General features: G+C 66.9%; 24 protein-coding genes. 17 read left to right on the top strand and 7 right to left on the bottom strand.

The window, feature by feature from the left end; all coding sequences use genetic code 11:
- Positions 1 to 109 precede the first annotated feature (109 nt).
- Positions 110 to 1,147, top strand: a complete 1,038-nt coding sequence (locus tag BLR57_RS01285) for an AAA family ATPase (protein WP_089693354.1) — start codon at positions 110 to 112, stop codon at positions 1,145 to 1,147.
- Positions 1,144 to 1,749, top strand: coding sequence for a protein sorting system archaetidylserine decarboxylase (locus BLR57_RS01280; protein WP_089695435.1), 606 nt, complete (start codon positions 1,144 to 1,146; stop codon positions 1,747 to 1,749). Before BLR57_RS01285 ends, BLR57_RS01280 begins: the two co-directional genes overlap by 4 nt.
- A 255-nt stretch (positions 1,750 to 2,004) precedes the next feature.
- Here the strand turns inward: BLR57_RS01280 and BLR57_RS01275 are convergent, their stop codons facing one another.
- Positions 2,005 to 2,979: a methyltransferase domain-containing protein gene (locus BLR57_RS01275; RefSeq protein ID WP_244509875.1), complete on the bottom strand. Its 975-nt coding sequence runs from the start codon at positions 2,977 to 2,979 to the stop codon at positions 2,005 to 2,007.
- A gap of 276 nt (positions 2,980 to 3,255) precedes the next feature.
- Between BLR57_RS01275 and BLR57_RS01270 the strand changes: the two genes are divergently transcribed.
- The 4 genes from BLR57_RS01270 to BLR57_RS01255 all read left to right on the top strand — a co-directional run bounded on the left by BLR57_RS01270 (position 3,256) and on the right by BLR57_RS01255 (position 5,834).
- On the top strand, positions 3,256 to 3,816 hold the full coding sequence (locus BLR57_RS01270; protein ID WP_089693350.1) for a TATA-box-binding protein: 561 nt from the start codon (positions 3,256 to 3,258) through the stop codon (positions 3,814 to 3,816).
- A 128-nt stretch (positions 3,817 to 3,944) separates the two neighbouring features.
- Positions 3,945 to 4,316, top strand: a complete 372-nt coding sequence (locus tag BLR57_RS01265; protein ID WP_089693348.1) for a DUF7473 family protein — start codon at positions 3,945 to 3,947, stop codon at positions 4,314 to 4,316.
- Positions 4,317 to 4,351: 35 nt separating this feature from the next.
- Complete coding sequence (locus BLR57_RS01260; protein WP_089693346.1) at positions 4,352 to 5,374, top strand: CPBP family intramembrane glutamic endopeptidase; 1,023 nt, start codon at positions 4,352 to 4,354, stop codon at positions 5,372 to 5,374.
- A gap of 43 nt (positions 5,375 to 5,417) precedes the next feature.
- Positions 5,418 to 5,834: a VOC family protein gene (locus BLR57_RS01255; protein WP_089693344.1), complete on the top strand. Its 417-nt coding sequence runs from the start codon at positions 5,418 to 5,420 to the stop codon at positions 5,832 to 5,834.
- 4 nt (positions 5,835 to 5,838) lie between these two features.
- Here BLR57_RS01255 and hisG read toward each other — a convergent pair whose 3' ends face one another.
- The gene (gene hisG, locus BLR57_RS01250) at positions 5,839 to 6,684 is read right to left on the bottom strand and encodes an ATP phosphoribosyltransferase (protein WP_089693342.1); all 846 of its coding nucleotides are present in this window, start codon (positions 6,682 to 6,684) and stop codon (positions 5,839 to 5,841) included.
- A gap of 96 nt (positions 6,685 to 6,780) precedes the next feature.
- Between hisG and BLR57_RS01245 the strand changes: the two genes are divergently transcribed.
- The 5 genes from BLR57_RS01245 to hjc all read left to right on the top strand — a co-directional run bounded on the left by BLR57_RS01245 (position 6,781) and on the right by hjc (position 11,588).
- A complete protein-coding gene (locus BLR57_RS01245) occupies positions 6,781 to 8,082 on the top strand; it encodes an amidohydrolase (RefSeq protein ID WP_089693340.1) in 1,302 nt (433 codons plus the stop codon).
- A 193-nt stretch (positions 8,083 to 8,275) separates the two neighbouring features.
- Positions 8,276 to 9,274 (top strand): translocation/assembly module TamB domain-containing protein, encoded by a 999-nt coding sequence (locus BLR57_RS01240; RefSeq protein WP_244509873.1) that lies wholly within the window; start codon positions 8,276 to 8,278, stop codon positions 9,272 to 9,274.
- A 179-nt stretch (positions 9,275 to 9,453) separates the two neighbouring features.
- Entirely contained in the window at positions 9,454 to 10,740 is a 1,287-nt protein-coding gene (locus BLR57_RS01235; protein ID WP_089693338.1) for an adenosylhomocysteinase, read from the top strand.
- Positions 10,741 to 10,806: 66 nt separating this feature from the next.
- Entirely contained in the window at positions 10,807 to 11,022 is a 216-nt protein-coding gene (locus BLR57_RS01230) for a hypothetical protein (protein ID WP_089693336.1), read from the top strand.
- Positions 11,023 to 11,060: 38 nt separating this feature from the next.
- Positions 11,061 to 11,588 carry a Holliday junction resolvase Hjc gene (gene hjc, locus BLR57_RS01225; protein ID WP_089693334.1) on the top strand — a complete coding sequence of 176 codons (528 nt, stop codon included), beginning with the start codon at positions 11,061 to 11,063 and terminating at the stop codon, positions 11,586 to 11,588.
- An 8-nt stretch (positions 11,589 to 11,596) separates the two neighbouring features.
- On the opposite strand, the gene BLR57_RS01220 is transcribed toward hjc, so the two are convergent.
- Both BLR57_RS01220 and BLR57_RS01215 read right to left on the bottom strand, forming a co-directional pair.
- Positions 11,597 to 12,103, bottom strand: coding sequence for a hypothetical protein (locus BLR57_RS01220; RefSeq protein ID WP_089693333.1), 507 nt, complete (start codon positions 12,101 to 12,103; stop codon positions 11,597 to 11,599).
- A gap of 71 nt (positions 12,104 to 12,174) precedes the next feature.
- Positions 12,175 to 12,867 carry an SWIM zinc finger family protein gene (locus BLR57_RS01215; RefSeq protein ID WP_089693331.1) on the bottom strand — a complete coding sequence of 231 codons (693 nt, stop codon included), beginning with the start codon at positions 12,865 to 12,867 and terminating at the stop codon, positions 12,175 to 12,177.
- A 161-nt stretch (positions 12,868 to 13,028) separates the two neighbouring features.
- Between BLR57_RS01215 and BLR57_RS01210 the strand changes: the two genes are divergently transcribed.
- Positions 13,029 to 13,223, top strand: a complete 195-nt coding sequence (locus BLR57_RS01210; RefSeq protein WP_089693329.1) for a DUF7472 family protein — start codon at positions 13,029 to 13,031, stop codon at positions 13,221 to 13,223.
- Between the two features lie 2 nt (positions 13,224 to 13,225).
- Here the strand turns inward: BLR57_RS01210 and BLR57_RS01205 are convergent, their stop codons facing one another.
- Entirely contained in the window at positions 13,226 to 14,314 is a 1,089-nt protein-coding gene (locus BLR57_RS01205) for a DNA primase large subunit PriL (RefSeq protein WP_089693327.1), read from the bottom strand.
- Between the two features lie 158 nt (positions 14,315 to 14,472).
- Here BLR57_RS01205 and BLR57_RS01200 point away from each other — a divergent pair, with 158 nt between their 5' ends.
- Entirely contained in the window at positions 14,473 to 15,462 is a 990-nt protein-coding gene (locus BLR57_RS01200) for a tyrosine--tRNA ligase (protein WP_089693325.1), read from the top strand.
- 68 nt (positions 15,463 to 15,530) lie between these two features.
- Here BLR57_RS01200 and BLR57_RS01195 read toward each other — a convergent pair whose 3' ends face one another.
- Both BLR57_RS01195 and BLR57_RS01190 read right to left on the bottom strand, forming a co-directional pair.
- Entirely contained in the window at positions 15,531 to 16,037 is a 507-nt protein-coding gene (locus BLR57_RS01195; protein ID WP_089693323.1) for an NUDIX hydrolase, read from the bottom strand.
- A 56-nt stretch (positions 16,038 to 16,093) separates the two neighbouring features.
- Complete coding sequence (locus BLR57_RS01190; protein ID WP_089693321.1) at positions 16,094 to 16,273, bottom strand: DUF7470 family protein; 180 nt, start codon at positions 16,271 to 16,273, stop codon at positions 16,094 to 16,096.
- A gap of 219 nt (positions 16,274 to 16,492) precedes the next feature.
- On the opposite strand from BLR57_RS01190, the gene eif1A reads away from it, so the two are divergent.
- The 4 genes from eif1A to BLR57_RS01170 all read left to right on the top strand — a co-directional run bounded on the left by eif1A (position 16,493) and on the right by BLR57_RS01170 (position 20,067).
- Positions 16,493 to 16,936 (top strand): translation initiation factor eIF-1A, encoded by a 444-nt coding sequence (gene eif1A / locus BLR57_RS01185; protein ID WP_342025998.1) that lies wholly within the window; start codon positions 16,493 to 16,495, stop codon positions 16,934 to 16,936.
- Between the two features lie 102 nt (positions 16,937 to 17,038).
- On the top strand, positions 17,039 to 17,899 hold the full coding sequence (gene rio1, locus BLR57_RS01180) for a serine/threonine-protein kinase Rio1 (RefSeq protein ID WP_089693317.1): 861 nt from the start codon (positions 17,039 to 17,041) through the stop codon (positions 17,897 to 17,899).
- Positions 17,900 to 18,229: 330 nt separating this feature from the next.
- The gene (locus BLR57_RS01175; protein WP_089693315.1) at positions 18,230 to 19,378 is read left to right on the top strand and encodes a tryptophan--tRNA ligase; all 1,149 of its coding nucleotides are present in this window, start codon (positions 18,230 to 18,232) and stop codon (positions 19,376 to 19,378) included.
- A gap of 140 nt (positions 19,379 to 19,518) precedes the next feature.
- Positions 19,519 to 20,067 (top strand): KH domain-containing protein, encoded by a 549-nt coding sequence (locus tag BLR57_RS01170; protein WP_089693313.1) that lies wholly within the window; start codon positions 19,519 to 19,521, stop codon positions 20,065 to 20,067.
- The last annotated feature ends 105 nt before the right edge of the window (positions 20,068 to 20,172 follow it).

Genomic DNA, 20,172 nt, shown 5'->3' with positions numbered 1-20,172 from the left:
TCCGACCGCAGCCCTCCGACCCGCGTTCGCTGTTTTTCGCGACGCTGACCGCCGAGCCGACCCGCTCGGACCGACCGATTCTTACCCGCCGACCGATTACTCCCGGCCAATGGACGCGCCGCTGTGGACGGATACGCACGCGCCAGCCCTCTCGGACCTTCCGCAAGCAGCGGTCAGAGACCGGCTGGGCCGCGCCGTCGACGAACCGATGAACCTCGTGCTCCAGGGACCGCCGGGCGTCGGCAAGACCGCCGCAGTCCGCGCACTCGCCCGCGAGACCCACGAGGACCCCGATAACGATTTGGTCGAAATCAACGTCGCCGACTTCTTCAACCGGACGAAAAAGGAGATCCGGTCGGACCCCCGCTTCGAGCAGTTTCTGGAGGGTCGGAGCCGGATGGCGAAACGCGACATGATCAACCGCGTGCTGAAGGAGTCCGCCAGCTACGCCCCGATGTCGGGGAGCTTCAAGACCATCGTCCTCGACAACGCGGAGGCCATCCGCGAGGACTTCCAGCAGGCACTGCGTCGGGTGATGGAGCAACACCACCGGACGACCCAGTTCGTCATCGCCACCCGCCAGCCCTCGAAGCTCATCCCGCCGATCCGCTCGCGCTGTTTCGCGGTCCCGGTCCGCGCCCCCTCGACCGACGAGACCATCTCGGTGCTCGAAGGCATCCTCGAAGCCGAGGCGGTCGACTACCAGTCCGACGGGCTGGAGTTCGTCGCCAGCGCGGCCGGTGGCAACCTCCGGAAGGCCGTCTTGAGCGCGCAGGCGACCGTCGTCGAACACGACGAGCTGACGATGCAGGCCGCCTACCAGACGATGGGCGACCTCGGCAACGACGGCGACCTCGTGGCCGCGCTCGACGCCGCGGCCGAAGGCGACATCGCGGGGGCCCGGAAGGCCGTCGACGACCTCATCTCCGACGAAGGCTACGACGGCCAGGAGCTGCTGCGGGAACTGCTCCGGGTCGCTCGCGCCAAGTCCGACTACGGCGGCGACGACCTCTGTCGGCTCTACCGACTCGCCGGCCAGGTCGACCTCGACCTCGCGGAGGGCACGGACGCGACGATTCACCTCACACATCTGCTGTCGGCGTGGGCGACGGGTGCGGGTGGCACCGACGGGACGCGGGCACGATGACGGGCGTCACGCCCGGCACGTGGCGTTACGCGGCCCCGCCGCTCCTGCTCGCGGTTCCGGCTACCGTCGTCGCCTTCCCTGTCGGTCTCGCGCTCCTACTGCTTGGTCTCGGCGTCGTCGCCTTCTTCCGCGACCCCGAGCGGACGCCGCCCGAGTCGGGCATCGTCGCGCCCGCTCACGGCAAGGTCTCCGTGATTCGCGAGGAGGGCGAGCGGGTCCGCGTGGGCGTCTTCATGAACGTCACCGACGTCCACGTCATCCGCGCGCCCGCAGACGGCTACGTCGAGTCCGTCGACCGCCGCCCCGGTGCGTACAAACCCGCGTTCTCGAAGGACTCGGACCGCAACGAACGCGTCGACGTCGACTTCGGCACTCACGAAGTCTCGTTCATCGCGGGCTGGTTCGCCCGGCGCATCCACCCTTACGTCGGCGGCGGCGAGTCTGTCGCCCGCGGCGAGCGACTCGGCCACATCGCCTTCGGCAGTCGGGCGGACGTGCTCCTGCCCGAGTGGGTCGACATCGAGGACGTTGCCGTCGAGAACGGCCAGCGCGTCAGAGCGGGCGAGACGGTCGTCGTCGAGACGCCCGCGGCCGACGACTGACACCGCACGCCTCTCCTGCGAGCCGACGACCGAGACCACCTCACTTCTGAGACAGTCTCCCCGTTTACGTCGTGCGATTTCCAGATGAAGTGGAGGTTCGTCCGACTATCGTCTGACGTCCGTGCGGTGTCCGGCTGACAGTGTTCCGGGAGCCGCCGCTGTCCGGTGGTCTGCAGTCGAAACAGAGGGGTTTGTCAGACACCCACACTGGCGGGGAAGTGACATATTCGGCGGCGGTAACGCCGGAGCCAGGTGTTACGCTCGTGTCAGTACGTGAACGTATCGAGTGAGCGAGCGGTGGACGCGACGCTCGAAGAGCTGCTCTACCTGCCAGCCGTTCGCTTCGGCGACGTCGGCCCACGAGCGGTCGGCGACGACGACGGCCCGCGGCGCGACGCGGGCGGTCTCCGAGAGCGCGCCAGCGACGAGGTCTTCGAGGTCGTGGCGGGCGATCTTCGACTGTCTGCCGTAGGGGGCGTCGAAGACGACGCCGTCGACCGCGTCGTCGCGGAGCGCGAGGCTCGTCGCGTCGCCGCGCATCACGTCCCACGTCGCCTCGGGCGTCAGTTCCGCGAGGTTCGTCCGGGAGCCGCGGACCATCTTCCACTGGGCGTCCGCGCCGACGACGCGAGCACCGACGAGCGCGGCTTCGAGCAGGACACCGCCGGTCCCACACATCGGGTCGAGAATCGTCTTCCCCTCGCCTGCACCGGCGATGTTGACGAACGCCCGAGCGTCGAGCGGGGCCATGCTGCCGGGCTGGAAGAAGGGGCGGTCGGTCGGCTTGCGGTCGCCGAAGTCGCGGATGCTCTCGGCGGCGAGCCAGCCGACGAGGCAGGTATCGTCCGAAAAGAGGACGCGGAGTTCGTGGTCGGGGTCGTCGAGGTCGACCGTGAAGCCACGGTCGACGAGCACGCCGCCGAGGGTCCGCTCGGCCTCTTGGGTGCTCACATCGGTCGCGCCGTGGACGTTGCGGGCGCGGACGGCGACGGAGCCGCGCCGGTCGAAACCCGCGGCGTCGAGGAGGGTACGGGCGTGCTCGACGCTGGCGTCGGTGCGGCCCACGAGCTCGCTGGCTCGGTGGGTGTACGCCAGCGTGCGGAGTCGCTCGGGGTCGATCCCCCGAACCGTCGCGAGACCGGGGGCGACGACGTCGACCGCGTCGGCCGCGCTCGCGGCCTCACAGGCGGCGAAGGCGTCGTCCTCACCGGCGAGTTCGAGACAGTACACGCTCGCAGTGTGACGACCGACCAGTATGAGCGTGCCGACTCGGGGTGGCCGATAGCGTTGCATCAACAGTATCGCACTGGCAGCGTTGCACCGACGCCGTCACACCGACACCCCCACACTGACAGCTGTCGGTCCACCGTCACGAGCGCGAGCGACCGGCGATAGGGGACCGGAGCGACCAGATTTCCCACAGCCGCTGGGTTTACTCAATTCTGCTACCTATCAAGCAACAGCACCAAACTTTTTAAACCTTAAATACGACGTTTAAGTCGTTACATGACCGACCCCACGGAGACAATCAACATCGAGAACGTGGTCGCCTCGACGGGAATCGGGCAGGAACTCGACCTGCAGAGCGTGGCGATGGACCTGGAGGGGGCGGACTACGACCCCGAGCAGTTCCCCGGTCTCGTCTACCGCACGCAGAACCCGAAGTCCGCGGCACTCATCTTCCGCTCCGGCAAGATCGTCTGTACCGGCGCGAAGTCGACCGACGACGTTCACGAGAGTCTCAACATCGTCTTCGACAAACTCCGAGACCTGAAGATTCAGGTCGAAGACGACCCCGAGATTACGGTCCAGAACATCGTCACCAGCGCCGACCTCGGCAAGAGCCTCAACCTCAACGCCATCGCCATCGGTCTCGGGCTGGAGAACATCGAGTACGAGCCCGAGCAGTTCCCCGGGCTCGTCTACCGGCTGGACGAACCGAAGGTCGTCGCGCTCCTGTTCGGGTCGGGCAAGCTCGTCATCACGGGCGGCAAGAAACCGCAGGACGCGAAAGACGCCGTCGAGGTCATCACCGAGCGACTGTCGGAACTCGGCCTGCTGGGCTGAGTCGGCTCAGAGTCGGCCACGTCTCCACAGTATCGCGTCTCTCTTCTCTCTCCTCTCTCCGCGGCCGCATCACCCGAATTCCGGACCGGGAACGTCAGGACCAAACCCCCCGACTCCGTAGGCCGCGTATGGTCGTCTTGCAAGCCGGCGCGGTCGGCAGCCCCCTCGCCATCGCCGGGACGGTCGGTGCGTTCGCGCTGTTCCTCTCGGTGACGGCGCACATCGCCGCCCGGAACGTCCTCGGCGACGTCGAGGTGAAGAAGGCCTTCGCCGTCGGACCGCTTCCGGCGGCCATCGCCGTCGTCGCGACGGCGTTCGGCATCAACTCCTTTCTCGCCATCGCCGCCGCCGTCGTCGTCGACGCCGCCGCCATCGGATTCCTCTACGGCCGCTCGCGGAAGCTGACGGCGTACGTCACCGCCATCCACATCGTCGTCAGCATCATCCTCGGGGCACTGATCTTCAGTCTCGTCTTCCTCATCGGCAGCGCGCCGGGCTAGGACAGACTGAAACGGCCCCCGGCCGCAGGGCGGATATGGTCAGTCCGGTCGAACGTCTGAAACGTGTCGTATGGAACGTCGACGAGCACCGTCTCCGCGCGCCGTGGCGACTCGTGGTGGGCACCGTCGCCGTCGGCATCGTCGTCGCACTCTTCGCGCTCGCCACCGGGCTCGTGGTCGGCGTCCTCGGCCTCGGTTCGGCATTCACCGAACTGTTCGGTGCGGCCGCCTACGGCCTCGTAAGAGACCTCGTGGGCGTCCTCTTCACCGGCCTCGGCTTCCTCGCCGGTATCGCCGTCGTCGGCCGGTTTCTCGACCGCCGCCGGTTCGCGGACTTCGGCTTCCATCTCGACCGCGCGTGGTGGGTCGACCTCGGCTTCGGGCTCGCGCTCGGTGCGGGCCTGATGACGGCCATCTTCGCGCTCGGCGTCGCCGCTGGCTGGTTCGCGGTGACCGGCCTGCTGGTCGGCGAGTCGGTGCTCGCGGGTCTCGTCGCGCTCCTCGTGCTCTTCCTGTTCGTCGGCGTCTACGAGGAGTTGCTCGTCCGCGGCTATCTCTTGACGAACGTCGCCGAAGGGCTGGCGGGGTACGTCGGCGACCGCGGAGCCGTCGCCGTCGCCGTCGCGCTCTCCTCGGCCGTCTTCGGCGTCCTCCACGCCACCAATCCGAACGCCTCGCTCGTCAGCGTCCTCACCATCACCCTCGCGGGCGTCATGCTCGCGCTCGGCTACGTCCTGACGAACGAACTCGCCATCCCCATCGGGCTGCACATCACCTGGAACCTGTTTCAGGGGGCCGTCTACGGCTTTCCGGTCAGCGGTCTCCCTATCGACGCGAGTCTCGTCGGCACCCGCGAGACGGGACCAGACCTCGTCACGGGCGGGCAGTTCGGACCGGAGGCGGGGCTCCTCGGCGTCGGCGCGATTCTTCTCGGCTGCGTGCTAACCGTCTGGTGGGTCCGCTGGCGACGCGGGGCGACGGGGATTCACGCCGGTGTGACGACGCCGGAGCTGCGGGTCGCTCGCGACGACGGCAGGTCGGCTGAGGACGGCGACTGAGCCGCGAAAGAACAGCTATCGACACCGCCAGCGTACTGGCCGCATAGACCCCCACATCACCCTCGTGACGCTCGGCGTCTCGGATCTCGACGAGTCGGTTCGGTTCTACCGTGACGGTCTCGGTCTCCCCATGCAGGAGCGCGACCCCGGGAGCGACGTCGCCTTCTTCACACTCGACGGGACGTGGCTCTCGCTGTATCCGCGTGCCCTGCTCGCCGAGGATGCGACGGTCGGCGACGACGGCGAGAGTGGCTTCTCAGGCGTCACACTGGCGCACAACGTCGAATCCGAAGAGCGGGTCGAGGCGGTGCTGGCCGAGGCGGTCGCCGCCGGCGGCGAGTTGGTGAAAGAAGCTGGGGACACGTTCTGGGGCGGCTACTCGGGACACTTCGCGGACCCCGACGGCCACCTGTGGGAAGTGGCGTATCCGCCGTTGGACGACGAAGCAGACGGAGAGTAACGACCTACTTCATCAGCCGCTCGATCTCCGTCACGAGGATGTCCGAGGCCCCGACGGCGCGGAGGTCGTTGATGACGCTGAAGACGTCCGACTCGTCGACGACGACGTGGACGGCGACCTTGTCGTCGCCGGCGATGTCCATGACCGTCGGGCCGCCCATGCCGGGGATGACCTCGCGGACGTCGTCCAGTTTCTCCTTCGGCGCGTTCATCATCAGATAGCGTTTGCCGTCGGCTTCGAGCACGGAGCGGAGCGCCATCGTCACCTGCTGGACCTTCGGATCGTCTTCGACCTCCGGACGGGCGAAGAGCCTCACGGAGGAGGAGAGTACCTCGTCGATGATCGCCAACCGGTTGACCGCGAGCGTCGTCCCCGTCGAGGTGATGTCGATGATGGCGTCGGCCATGTCGACGTGCGGCGTGAGTTCGGTCGCGCCGGTGACCTTGACGATCTCGGGGTCGACGCCCTGCTCTTCGAAGTAGCGGCGCGCGATGGTCGGGAACTCGGTGGCGACGCTCTTGCCGGCGAGGTCGCTCACCGACTCGATGTCGCCGTCCTCGGGCGCGGCGAGGACGAGCCGACACTTACCGAAGCCGAGGTCCAAGAGTTCGGTGAGGTCGTGGCCCGATTCTCTCACTTGGTCGTAGCCCGTGATGCCGATGTCGGCCGCGCCGTCACGGACGTACTCGGGGATGTCGGCCGCGCGGACGAAGAGCACGGTCACCTCGGGGTCGACGGTCTCGGCGTAGAGCTTGCGGTCCGAGCCGTTCTCGATGTGCAGCCCGGCGTGTTCGAGCAGGTCGATAGTCGGGTCGTGGATGCGCCCCTTGTTGGGCACGGCGATGCGCATACTCGCCCCTCGCAGTCACGGGGGAACTGTCTTTCCCTCCGGTGTGGGTCGTCGCCAACCCTTACACCTAATGTCCCCACGGCGGAAGCACTCCCCATGAGCACGCTTCGTATCACCGACGGACAGGTGCTTCTCCCCGATATGCGGGTCGTCGACGCCGACGTTCTCGTCGACCGCGAGGAGGGTGGTATCCTCGACGTCGGCCGCGACATCGACGCCGACGCCGACGAGACACTGGACGCGTCTGGTGGCTTGGTCATGCCCGGACTCGTCAACGCCCACTGCCACGTCGCCATGACGCTCCTGCGGGGTTACGCCGACGACAAACCGCTCGACGCCTGGCTCCAAGAGGACATCTGGCCGGCCGAAGCCGAGCTGACCGCCGAGGACATCCGCGCCGGGGCGGAGCTGGGGATGCTGGAGATGATCAAGTCCGGAACGACGGCCTTCGCCGACATGTACTTCGAGGTCCCGACGCTCGTCGACGCCGTCGACGAGGCGGGACTCCGCGCCCGCGTCGGCCACGGCGTCGTCACTGTCGTCAAGGACGACGAGGGTGCACAGGTCGACATCGACGAGAGCCTCTCGGTCGCCCGCGAGTACGACGGCGCGGCGGATGGCCGACTCTCGACGGCCTATATGCCGCACTCGCTGACCACCGTGGGAGAGGAGTATCTCCGCGAGAGCGTCGCCGAAGCGCGGGAAGACGGGGTTCCGGTCCACTTCCACGCCAACGAGACGACCGACGAGGTCGACCCCATCGTCGACGAGCGCGGCGAGCGGCCCCTGGAGTACGCCGACGACCTCGGGATGCTGAGACCGCAGAACTTCCTCGCACACTGTGTCCACGTCGACGAGAGCGAGATCGACCTGCTGGCGACCCGCGGGGCGGCCGCGGTCCACTGCCCGGCGTCGAACATGAAGCTCGCAAGCGGGATGGCTCCCGTCCAGCGGATGCTCGATGCGGGCGTCACGGTCGGCCTCGGCACCGACGGCGCGGCCTCGAACAACGACCTCGATATGTTCGACGAGATGCGCGATGCGGCCATGATCGGCAAGCTCGCGGCCGACGACGCCAGTGCCGTCGCCGCCGGGACGGTCGTCGAGATGGCGACGCGCGGGAGTGCCAACGCCATCGGCGTCCGTTCGGGCGTCGTCGAGCCCGGCGCGAACGCCGACCTCATCGTCCTCGACCTCGACGCCCCGCATCTCGCGCCCGCCCACGACCTCGTGAGCCATCTCGCCTACGCGGCTCGCGGGTCGGACGTGCGCCACACGGTCTGTGACGGCCAAGTGCTCATGCGCGACCGCGAGGTCCTGACGATGGACGAAGCCGAGGTCAAAGAGCGCGCGCGAACCCACGCGAGAGACCTCGTCGCCCGCGCTGAGGACGCCTGAGGCTGGGATTCGGTTCAGAACCCTCCCCGAACTGTTCACCACTGTTTTCCAGCAACTTTCTCCGGGAACAGATAGTACGCCCTGAGAGAGGGTTTTGAACGCTGATAAACGCTCTGTGGCCGCCGAACGGTCGTCGAAAACCGGTAAACGACGACCTCTCTTTATATGTGGAAGTCACCACGGGCCGGATGCAATGCGCGCCACCAAACCCCTCGCGGCACTGTTCGCCGCGTTCCTCGTCGTCACCGCCGGCGTCTCGTTCGCCGGTGCTGTGGCGGCCGACGCACCCCTCGACGTGGCTGCCAACCAGCAGCTCGACACGGGCGACGCCGTGGTCTCCGTCAGTCAGGACGGGACCGCAGTCGCTGACGCGACAGTCACCGTCGAGACAGAGGCACCGTACGCAGGTAACGGGACGTACGCGACCGACGCGAACGGCACCATCACCCTGCCGAACCCCAACGAGACCGTCACCGCGAATCTGACGGTCACGAAGAGCGGCCAGCAGACCGTCGAGACGGTCGAGCTGGTCCCGCTGAACGATTCGCTCGCGGTCAACGTGACCGCGAACGACGACCGCTCGGCGACCGTCAGCGTCACGCAGTACGGGACTGACGTCGAGAACGCGACCGTGAACGTCACCGCTGACGGCAACTACTCGGGCACGGGCGAGTACGAGACGGACGAGAACGGCACCGTCACGCTCCCCGCACCGAACGAGACCGTCACGGTCGACGTGACCGCGACCGCGGACGATGAGACCGCCGAGACGACGGCGACGCTCGAAGCCGAGGGAGAGGCGGACGAGCCGATGAACTTCGGCCAGCGCGTCTCCTCGTTCGTCCACGGGCTCCTCGGTGACGAGGACCGCGAGGGCGGCATCGGCCAGCAGGTCTCGGAGTTCGCGAAGGAGAACAACCCGGGCAAGGGTAACGGTCTCGACAAGGAGACCGGCCGTCCGGACCACGCTGGCGACAAGGACAAGGACAAGGACACGGGCAAGCCGGCACACGCTGGCGGCCCTGACAAGACCGACGACGGCGACAACGAGGACGACCCGGACGCGCAGTCGACCGACGAGGACGAAGACGAGGAAGAGGACTCGGGCAACGGTAACGCCGGAAACGGTAACGGCAACGGCAACGCCGGAAGCAATCCGGGCAACGGTAACGGCAACGCGAAGGGTCGGTAGGCACTCCACCGACGGTCCCCCGACGCAGTAACCCTCCAAACCGGCTCCGGGCACCGCGCCGACATCGCGCCGGGCACTTCTTTCGACAGTCACCGACGAGCAGCGACCGCTGGGGGTGGAGAACGGTCGTCGCTTCCTGCTTCGGTACCGTTTTCACCGCCCTCGACACATCCAGTCGTATGAGCGAGACGTATCCCCCGATCACCGAGCATCTCGACGACGTCGAGACCGCTCGCGAGGAGGGTCGCCGCAAGATGGACTGGGCACTCCAGCACATGCCGATTCTCGAAGCGCTCCGCGAGGAGTTCGAGGCCGACAAGCCCCTCGACGGCCAGCGTATCGCGATGGCAATGCACGTCGAGGCGAAGACCGCGAACCTCGTCGAACTGCTCGCGCTCGGCGGCGCGGAGGTCGCCATCACGGGCTGCAACCCGCTGTCGACGCACGACGACGTGTCCGCCGCGCTCGACACCCACGACAACATCACCTCCTACGCCGTCCGCGGCGTCGACGAGGAGGGCTACTACGACGCGCTCCGCGCGACGCTCGCGTTCGACCCGACCATCACCGTCGACGACGGGATGGACCTCGTCTACCTCGTCCACGAGGAGTATCCGGACCTCATCGACACCATCGTCGGCGGGGCCGAAGAGACGACCACGGGCGTTCACCGCCTGCGCGCGATGGACGAAGAGGGTGAGCTGAAGTACCCCGTCTTCGCCGTCAACGACACGCCGATGAAGCGGCTGTTCGACAACGTCCACGGCACCGGCGAGTCCTCGCTCGCCACCATCGCCATGACCACGAACCTCTCGTGGGCCGGCAAGAACGTCGTCGTCGGCGGCTACGGCTACTGTGGCAAGGGTGTCGCCAAGAAGGCCTCGGGCCAGAACGCGAACGTCATCGTCGCCGAAGTCGACTCCCGGCGCGCCCTGGAGGCGCACATGGAGGGCTACGACGTGATGCCGATGGCCGAAGCCGCCGAAGTCGGCGACGTCTTCATCACGACGACGGGCAACCGCGACGTCATCACCGAGGAGCATTTCGAGGTCATGCAGGACGGCGTCCTCCTGGCCAACGCCGGTCACTTCGACATCGAGATCAACCTCGACGAGCTGGACGACCTCGCGGTCGACCGCTACGAAGCCCGTGACGGCGTCGAAGCCTACGAGATGGAAGACGGCCGTCGGCTGAACGTCATCGCCGAGGGTCGGCTCGTCAACCTCGCCGCACCCATCTCGCTGGGCCACCCGGTCGAGGTCATGGACCAGTCGTTCGGCGTGCAGGCCGTCTGCGTCCGCGAGATGGTCGAGAACGGCGACGCCTACGACGCCGGTGTCCACGACGTCCCGGACGACCTGGACCGCGAAGTCGCCGAGATCAAGCTGGAGGCCGAGGGCATCGAGTTCGACTCGCTCAGTGAGGAGCAGCGCGAGTACATGGGCTCGTGGGCCCACGGGACGTAAGTCGACACGTCGAACACGTCGACACCGCGAACGAACCGCTAAGCCCTCACGGTCCGTACAGAGGGCATGAACCGCGGACTCCCCTTTCTCGTCGCCGGCGTCAGTTTCCTCACGCTCGCGTTCATCACCCTCGTGACCAGCGGTCCCTCGACGTTCACCGTCTGGATCGCGGTCGGGGCCGCGATGCTCGCCGTCGGCTTCGCGTTGTCGCAAGCGGAGTCGGACGAACCGGACGACGACGGCCGGATGGACGCCGACGCCGTCGACCCGGAGCGGGCGTAGGTCGTCCGACTTAAGCCGACCCACGCGCCAGACGAAGTATGGCCGCCAACAGGAAAGGAGACAGGCGGGAACGCGAACTCGTCAACCGACTCGACGAGGCGGGGTTCGCCGTGATGCGCGCCCCGGCCAGCGGCGGCGCGACGACCCGCGAACTTCCCGACGTGCTCGCTGGCAACGGCGAGACCTTCTACGCCATCGAAGCCAAATCCAGTGCCGGCAACCCCATCTATCTCACCGGCGAGGAAGTCGAGGCACTCGTCTACTTCTCGAAGAACTTCGGCGCGAAGCCACGTATCGGCGTCCGTTTTGATAGAGAAGACTGGTACTTCTTCCACCCTGCGGATCTCTATACGACCGACGGCGGCAACTACCGAGTGAAGAAGGAGACCGCCCTCGCCGACGGCGTCGACTTCGACGAGTTCGTGGGGAAGTCCGCGAAGACGACGCTCGCGGACCACGCCGAGTCGGTCGAGGACGACGGTCCCTCGCAGGGCGTCCGCGACGTGCTCGACGCCGTGAAGAAGGGTGTGCTGTCGGTGGACGAGGCCGCAGAGATTCTGGACTGAGCCGGCTCTCACGTCGTGTTACAGTACTGCCCCGGACCCGACGCCGACCCCGTACAGACCGTCCGGGCGTCGTCGCCGCCGACCGGCCGCTCGCTCGCGACGACCCGCTCGGGGACCCGCTCGCGGAACTGGACACCGACCTCGTAGTTCGCGACGCTCAGACTGTCGGGACAGCCGAATCCGCGCTCCCAGAGCGGTTTCTCACGCACCCCGACGGTGACGTGGAGCGTGTCTTCGTCGGGATCGTAGCGGAGCGATTCGAGGAACGACTCGTGGCACGGATTACCCTTGTAGAGCAAGCCGAAGACGACCACCCGTGCGCGACCCTCGCGGCGGACGACGATGGGCGGGTCTTCGGGGTCGTCGAGGGCGGGTTCCCCGTCGAGGCGTTCGAACGACCAGTCGGTGACGGCGTCGCCGGTGTCGACCTGTGGCTCGGGCGGAAGTGCCGAACAGCCAGCGGTCGCGGCGGTCGTCGCCGTCGCCAGCGAGCAGAGGAGGGCACGTCGGTTCACGGGTGGGAGTGCTCGGAGGAGCTACCTGTGTCTTCTGGGTGCAGCGAGCGGAGTCGACGCTGGGGGTCGCCTCAGGCTTCGGCCTGGCCGTCTGCGGAGTCGGGGGAGCCGGCCGTCAGCCGCGGGCCGTCGTCGACGCGGCGGAGCCGCGAGGCCGGGAAGCCGTAGCGTTTGGCGTCGCCGACGGTGTCGAGCCCGCCGAGCGCGCGGACCGATTCGAGATAGACCGCCTCGACGACGGGTTCGTGGCCGCCGTAGTCGGCGTTGGTCTCGTAGTCCGCGACGGGTCGGCCCTCCGCGGTCTCGTACTCGTCGGCGCGCTCGCCCGTGACCCGCGTGACGACGAGGATACCCTCCGTCTCGCGGTCGCGGACGAAGTCGCCGGGGGCGAAGCCGTGACGGTCGCAGAGCTGCGGGCCGCGCTCGTAGGTCGGAACGAAGGTCACGTCACCGCAGACGGCGCAGACGGCGCGACGGTGGCCGGGCGGCGGGACGCGGCCCTCGGTGACCTCGATGGCGACGCGACGGAGATGTTTGCAGCGCGCGCCGCGGATGGCGTGGTCCGGGCAGGTACACGAGCGGCCGTCGAGGTCGACGACGTAGGTGCCGCGTTCGGTCTCGACGACGTATCGGTCGTCACGGAGCGGGCGGACGAGCATCGGTTCGGTCCGGGCGCGGAGCGCGCGGCCGGTGAAGCCGTCGGCTGGCAGGGTCGTCGGGCGGTCCGAAGCTGGTGACGCTGGTGTGTTTCGAGTGTGCGTCATGGTGGATGCGGGGCGGTCGCCCCGCAAGTGTCAGAACTAGGTCGTCGAGACACCTAAACCTTCGGTGCGGCCCTCGAAACGCCGCGATTCGTCTGTTTCGGCCGCTCTCGTGTGACGGACTTACCGAAGTCGTTTTAAGACGTCCGTGGAAATCCGCGGACATGGCTATCGAAGGGGAGACGCTCAAGGAAATTGTCGTCTCTGTCGTCGCAGTCGGCTTCTTTATCGCACTCATCATCGGAATCGGCACCGTCTACGGGACGGAACTCGCCGGGATGGGTGGGCTCGCACTCGTGGGGGCTATCGTCCTGTTCGTCATCGCGATGGCCGTCGTCGGTCTCGTCCTCTCGCGGTAACGCTACGCCTCGCGCCAGTCGACGACCTCGTCGGCCTCGTCCAGTGCTTTCTCGTAGTAACTCATCGGGTGCGCGATGGTCTCACAGCGCTCGTCCTTGTTCACACAGTCGCCGTAGGCCTGCATGGTCGCACACGTCGGCGCGGCGAACTGCGCTCCCGACCCGTCGCGGAGATACTCCGTCTGGTAGCGGACCGTCTCCTCGTCGAGCGGCGTCTCACGGTAGAAGCGGACGACCTCGTCGGTGTCCATTCCGATACCCGTGAGGAAGGCAGTGAGCGCGAACGTCGAGTGGGCGTCGAGGTCGTTGTCGCGGCGGACCCGCTCGACGAGATGGGTCATGCAGGGCGGGAAGAGTTCGGGGGCGACGGTGTCGATCTGCCGGACCTCACGGCGGTCCGCCAGCAGGTCGCGGAGGGTCGCGATCTCCTCCTCCAGCGAATCGGCGAGTTGGTCGCCACCGGCTGTTCCTCTGACTTGGAACGGCAGCCCCTCGGCGACGCGGCGTTCGACGGCCTCCCGGAGCAGGCGTTCGAGTTCGTCGCGAGTGACCCGGACGTCGCCGTCGACGACCTCGCGGTTGACCAGTCGCCAGCCGTCGCCCCAGTCGCCGTCGGCGAGGGTGAGATAGCTGCCGAGCGCGACGCGGAACCAGTGCGGTTCGTTACCCCGTTCGGGCGGTTCGGCGTGAATCTCGTCGTCGAAGTCGAACTCGTCGAGCACGCGGTCGAGCGTGACCGTCCGCTGGGAGGTGCTCTTCAGCCCCTCGTCGTCCGTCTCGAAGTCCTCGGCGAAGCGGTCGGCGGCGGTCGCGGCCTCGGCGGCGGCGTACTTGCGGACTGCTGCGGGGGCGTCGATGAGCGAGACGAGGATGCGGGCGATTGGGTAGGAGAGCAGTTCGTCCTCGACGCTCCACTCGCGAGGTGTCTCGGAGGCTGTCGTCCCCGAGAGGAGCGCGCGTTCGACCCGCTCGCGGCCGCGCTCGACGGCGGGGGCGTCCTCGGCGACGAGCGTCGGGAGGGCGACGCCGGACGCTTCGACCGCCTCGCGGGCACCCTCGAAGAACGGATACCGGGCGTGGAGCGGGTTCATCACCCGCTGGTTTCGAAGCGGCGCGCATAAGCGCGACGGTTGGCGGAGAGAAGACCGGACGACGCCACGCGTTCGAGGCCGTGTCCCACGTCGACAGCCCACACAACGCCTGACACACATCCAGAAGTCATATCCCGTCGCCCGAGGTTCACACCAGTATGGACGCCTACGAACAGATCACCCGGAACGTCTCCGAGGTGGTCACCGAGGACGAGGTCCGCGCGCTAGCTGAGTCTCCCGACGGAAAGCGGGCGTACGTGGGCTACGAACCCTCCGGCGTCCTCCACATCGGCCACATGCTGACGGCGACGAAGCTCATCGAACTCCAGGAGGCTGGCTTCGAGGTCACCGTCCTCCTCGCCGACGTCCACGCCTACCTCAACGACAAGGGCACGTTCGAGGAGATCCGCGACACGGCCGAGCGCATGAAAGAGCAGTTCCTCGCCTACGGGCTCGACGAAGAGCAGACCGAGTTCGTGCTCGGCTCGGAGTTCCAGTTCGAGCGCGAGTACGTGCTCGACCTCCACGCGCTCGAACTCAACACGACGCTCTCGCGGGCCGAACGCGCGATGGCGGAGATCAAATCGGGCGAGTCGGCGAAGGTCTCGCAGGCCGTCTACCCGCTCATGCAGGCACTCGACATCGTCTACCTCGACGTCGACCTCGCCATCGGCGGGATGGAGCAGCGGAAGGTCCACATGCTCGCTCGCGACGTCCTCCCCGCAATCAACGAGGACTCGCCGACCTGTCTGCACACGCCGCTCATCGCCGACCTCTCGACGGGCATCGGCAAGATGTCCTCCTCGACGGGAACGACCATCTCGATGGAGGACTCGACGGAAGACATTCAAGAGAAGGTCAACTCGGCGTTCTGCCCGCCGACGGCCGCCCCCGACCCGGACGACGACGGCAACGACCGCGAGAACCCCGTCCTGCAGATCTTCGAATACCACGTCTTCCCGCGCTTCGAGCAGGTCGTCGTCGAACGCCCCGAGGAGTACGGCGGGGACCTGACCTACGACGACTACGAGACGCTGGAGGCGGAGCTGGAGTCGGGCGAGCTGCACCCGATGGACGCCAAGACCGCGCTGGCGTCGTACCTCGACGAGCTCATCGCGCCCGGTCGCGAGAAGATCCGCGCAGAGTAGTTCCGCGCAGAGTAGTCGGCGACGGCCGCCACCTCGTCTTTTCTCTCATCAGCCGCCGAGCAGCCGCGCTAGTCGACGAACCGCTCGATGTCGTCGACGGCGTCACCGTGGTCCCAGTAGGCGTCGCTGGGGACGCTATCGAACCAACCGAGTTCGACCGTCTCCCACGGGCCGAAGGCGGGGTCGTCACCGAGCGGTTCGCCGTCGACGGGTTCCATGCGGAGGACGACGTCGAAACTCGTCGCCTCGTGGTCGCCGTCTTCGGTCGACCGGGCGACGCGAGTGACGCGTTCGACGCGGTCGGTCGCGCAGTCGACGCCGGTGAGCGTCTCGGCGAGCCGTCGGCCGGCAGCCAGCCAGTCCTCGTCGTCGCCGACGGGACCGTACGGCAGTCGCCAGCCGTGGGGACTGTTCAAGAGGAGGACCGCCCCGTCGTGGTTGGTGATGCCGACGGCGACGAGGCCGCCGATACCCGCGAAGTAGTCGACGTCCGCCCGGTCGTCGACCGTCCGCTCGTCGCAGAACGCGACGTCGGCGTCCGTGCGGAGCTGTTCTGGGTCGAAAATCGGGTCCATACGTCGAGTCGTTGGCCACCGGGGTTGTAACTCTGGTGCCGAAATCGGTGGCGTGGTCAGGCCATCCCGAACATCGACATCACGTTCCCGATCAGTCCCTTCGCGACGAGACCGAGACCGACGAGCGTGAGGGCGATGCCGACGGCGACGATGGGTTCCTTGGCCGCGACGACGGCGATGCCTGCGACGAGAAGGACGACACCGGCGAGACCGGTCGTGCCGAGTTTGTCGATCATACGCGAGTGTTCTGACTGCGGCGAGTAAAAGTACCGCTTTGACGAGTCGTACGTGATTCCGCGACGCTTCGTGCGGGAGCGATAGCGAATACCTCGAAAGTCTCGCCCCGTGGATTGGTCAGCGGTCGGCGCGTGGCTTCGCGGTCTCCGTACCGCGAGCCACTCACGCGAGGGATGAGTGAGTGACCGAAGGGAACGAACGAATCGGTTGGGGAGGATGTGGCTGTCGTGGTCGGGTGGGCTTTCGAGGTGTTCTCGACTGTCGAAACGGTAGAAGGCAATAGAGAACCCGTCCGGACGAACTCAAACCCAATACCGTCTCAAACCCGTTGGCAGCGGAAAAACACAAGTGTCCGGAGCCACGAACATGAAAACGGAATGAGCGAGAGCGCACAGCGACGCGACCTGCGAATGCCCGACGACGACGAGGTGTTCGCCGTCGTCACCGAGATGCTCGGGGCCAACCGTGTCGAGGTCCGCTGCGCGGACGGCACCGAACGAACCGCACGAATCCCCGGCCGGATGCAGAAGCGCGTCTGGATCCGCGAGGACGACGTCGTCCTCGTCGAACCGTGGGACTGGCAGGACGAGAAAGCCGACATCAGTTGGCGCTACGAGCGCGACGAGGCCGAGCAGCTCCGCGACGAAGGCCACATCCGCTGACGACGTTGTCCACGCCGACGCTGTTTTTGGCCGTCGACATCCCCGAGCAGTGACGACGACACCTGCTCCCCTTTTCAGGCCGGAGTTCGTAGCCCAACGCAGATGACAGGGGACTTCGAGCTGATCGAGCCGGAGGAGGCCGAGGGGTTCGGCGACGAGTGGGAGGAGATAGACGTCTCCGACACCGAGGCCGACCGCATCGCACGCAAACGGGACCGCAAGTTCAACGAGTTCCGCAAGCGAATCAAGGACGCCGACCAGTTCAAGGTCGAACAGTCGGTCTTCGACGACGCGACCTTCGCGGCCATCTACAAACTGGTCCAAGACGGCTACATCGAGGCCTTCGGCGGTCCCATCTCGACGGGCAAGGAGGCGAACGTCTACGAGGCACTCGGCGAGGACGAGGAGGACGTCGCCGTCAAAATCTACCGCATCAACGCCTCGAACTTCCGGCAGATGCGGAGCTACCTCGAAGGCGACCCCCGATTCCGGGGCATCGGCAACGACAAGGGGAAGATCGTCCTCGCGTGGGTCCGCAAGGAGTACGCGAACCTCGAACGCGCCCAGAAAGCGGGCGTCCGGGTGCCGAACCCCATCGCCGTCGAGCGCAACGTGCTCGTGATGGAGCTCGTCGGGTTGGTCGAGGACCGCGCCCGGCGGCTCTCTGAAGTCGACGTCGAGAACCCCGAGACGGCCTACGAGGTCGTCCGCGAGTATATGCGTCGGCTCCACGGCGCGGGCCTCATCCACGGCGACCTGAGCGAGTACAACCTCATCGTCCACGAGGGCGAACTCGTCGTCATCGACCTCGGCCAGGCCGTGACGGTCCACCATCCGAACGCCGAGGAGTTCCTCCGCCGCGACTGCACGAACGTCGCGAACTTCTTCGCCCGGCAGGGCGCAGATGCCGACGCCGACGAACTGTACGAGTACGTGACCTCGGTCGACGACGACGAGGAGTAGACTACCTCTCGACTACCGCGACAGATAGGCGTTCGTGACCAGTTTCGTTGTCGCCGACGTGGCAGGATAGTGCGTAGAGATACCGACAAATGTAGCGTCAGAGCGACGAGTCACCTCGACGCCGCCGAAACGTTCTTTTCACCGCGTTGACTACGGCCGTCTATGCAGTCTGCTCCCGACTGCCGGTGCTGGCGTTGGTGGCCGCACGTCTCGGGAGCGGACAGTCTCGTCGTCGCCCGCGCCGTGGCGTAACCCGTCGTCGGCGACGGTGGATGCTCACTTCGCTCTCCTCTCGTTTCGACTTCAAACTACGAGCGACAGTACCATCCAATGCACGACTTCACCGTCACGCCGTACGCCGTCGAGGGCGACGTCGACTACGACCGGCTCCTCGAACGCTTCGGCGCTGACCGCCTGACCGACGCACAGATCGCCGACTTCCCCCAGCCAGCCCACCGCCTGCTCCGCCGGGAGGTGTTCTACGCCGGGCGCGACGTCGACCGGTTCACGGCCGCAGCGACCCGGGACGAGACCGTCTCGGTCGTCACCGGCCGCGGTCCCTCTGGCCCGATGCATCTCGGTCACGTTTACCCCTTCTACTTCGCGAAGTATCTCCAGGAGCAGACCGGCGCGCACGTCTACATCCCGCTGTCGGACGACGAGAAATACTTCGCCAAGGACCTCACCTTCGACGAGATTCACGAGTACACCAAGGAGAACCTCCGGGACATCCTCGCGGTCGGCTTCGACCCCGAGAAGACGAGAATCATCGTCGACACCGAGGACGCCGACGTGGTCTACCCGCTCGCCGCCGAGTTCGCGAAGGAGCTCACGCCCGCCGCGATGGAGGCGACGTACGGGACGCCGCCGAACGTCGGTCTCGGCTTCTATCCGGCGGTGCAGGCGACGCATCTCCTCTTGCCCCAACTTGTCCACGGGCCGCATCCGACGCTCGTCCCCATCGCCGTCGACCAGGACCCCCACGTCCGGGTCTGTCGGGACATCGCCGCGAAGCAACGCCACGACGTGACGAAGCCCGCCGCGTTGCTCTCGAAGTTCCTGCCCCGGCTCGGCGGAGGTGGCGGGAAGATGAGCACCTCCGACGAGGCACCCGGAATCCTGCTCTCGGACGACCGCGAGACGGTGCGAGAGAAGGTCGCGAAACACGCCTATTCGGGTGGGCGGAGCGACCTCGACGAACACCGCGAACACGGCGGCGACCCCGAGGTCGATGTGGCCTACCAGCTGCTGTTCTACTTCTTCGAGGACGACGACGCCGAGTTGGAGCGGCTCGCCGACGAGTACCGCTCGGGTGAGTTGCTCTCGGGCGAACTCAAGGAGTACGCCGCCGACCGCATCGCAGACTTCCTCGAAGCCCACCAAGCGCGACGGCCCGAGGGACCGATTGCGGAGGTCGTCGACCCGTATCGGCTGACCGACGCAGAGCGCGAACGGCTGCGGCCGGGGGTGTTCGGATAGGTTCGGGTAGGTTCAGGTAGCTCCGAGACGGCGACAAGTCGGCCGTCTCGGCCCGTAGAGACCGGATGTTCGTGTGTCGGTTTCTCCCACGGAGCGACGACGAACAAACGCTTAAACGGCTCGGACGGATAGCTGCGTTCATGCAACACGTGAAGGTTCCGCAGGACCGCATCGGCGTCGTCATCGGCGACGGTGGGTCGACCATGCGGGAGATCGAGAGTCGGGCCGAGGTTCGGCTCGACATCGATTCGGAGAGCGGCTCCGTCGCCGTCGACACGGTCGGGGACCCCGTCAAGGGGATGGTGGCACCGGACATCGTCCGGGCCATCGGCCGCGGCTTCAAGCCCGAAGCCGCGCTGTCGCTGCTCGACAACGATATGCGGATGTTCGACCTCATCGACATCGCGCAGGCGACGCGCAACAAGAACGACATGAAGCGACAGAAGGGCCGACTCATCGGCGAGAACGGCCGGACGCGCGAGCTGATGGAGGAGCTGTCGGGCGCGCACGTCGTCATCTACGGCTCGACGCTGGGCGTCATCGGCCAGCCCGAGGAGGTCGAGACCGTTCGCCGCGCCGCCGGGATGATCCTCGACGGCGCGCCCCACGGCGCGGTCTACTCCTTCCTCGAACGGAAGCACAACGAACTCACCGGTGGCCCGCAGCTCTCCGGCGGTAACGACTTCTAAGCCCGCGCTTCAGTTCGCTCTCGGTTCGTCGTCGTGCACCCGAGAGAGTCGTCTGTGGACCCAGATGGAGACTGAGAGAAACGTGTGCGAACCGTAGACAGAGAC

The sequence above is a fragment of the Halogranum gelatinilyticum genome, assembly GCF_900103715.1.
In the GTDB taxonomy this organism is placed as follows: domain Archaea; phylum Halobacteriota; class Halobacteria; order Halobacteriales; family Haloferacaceae; genus Halogranum; species Halogranum gelatinilyticum.
The sequence above is the reverse complement of the archived record's forward strand: the minus strand, read 5'-3'. Positions and strand labels throughout refer to the sequence as shown.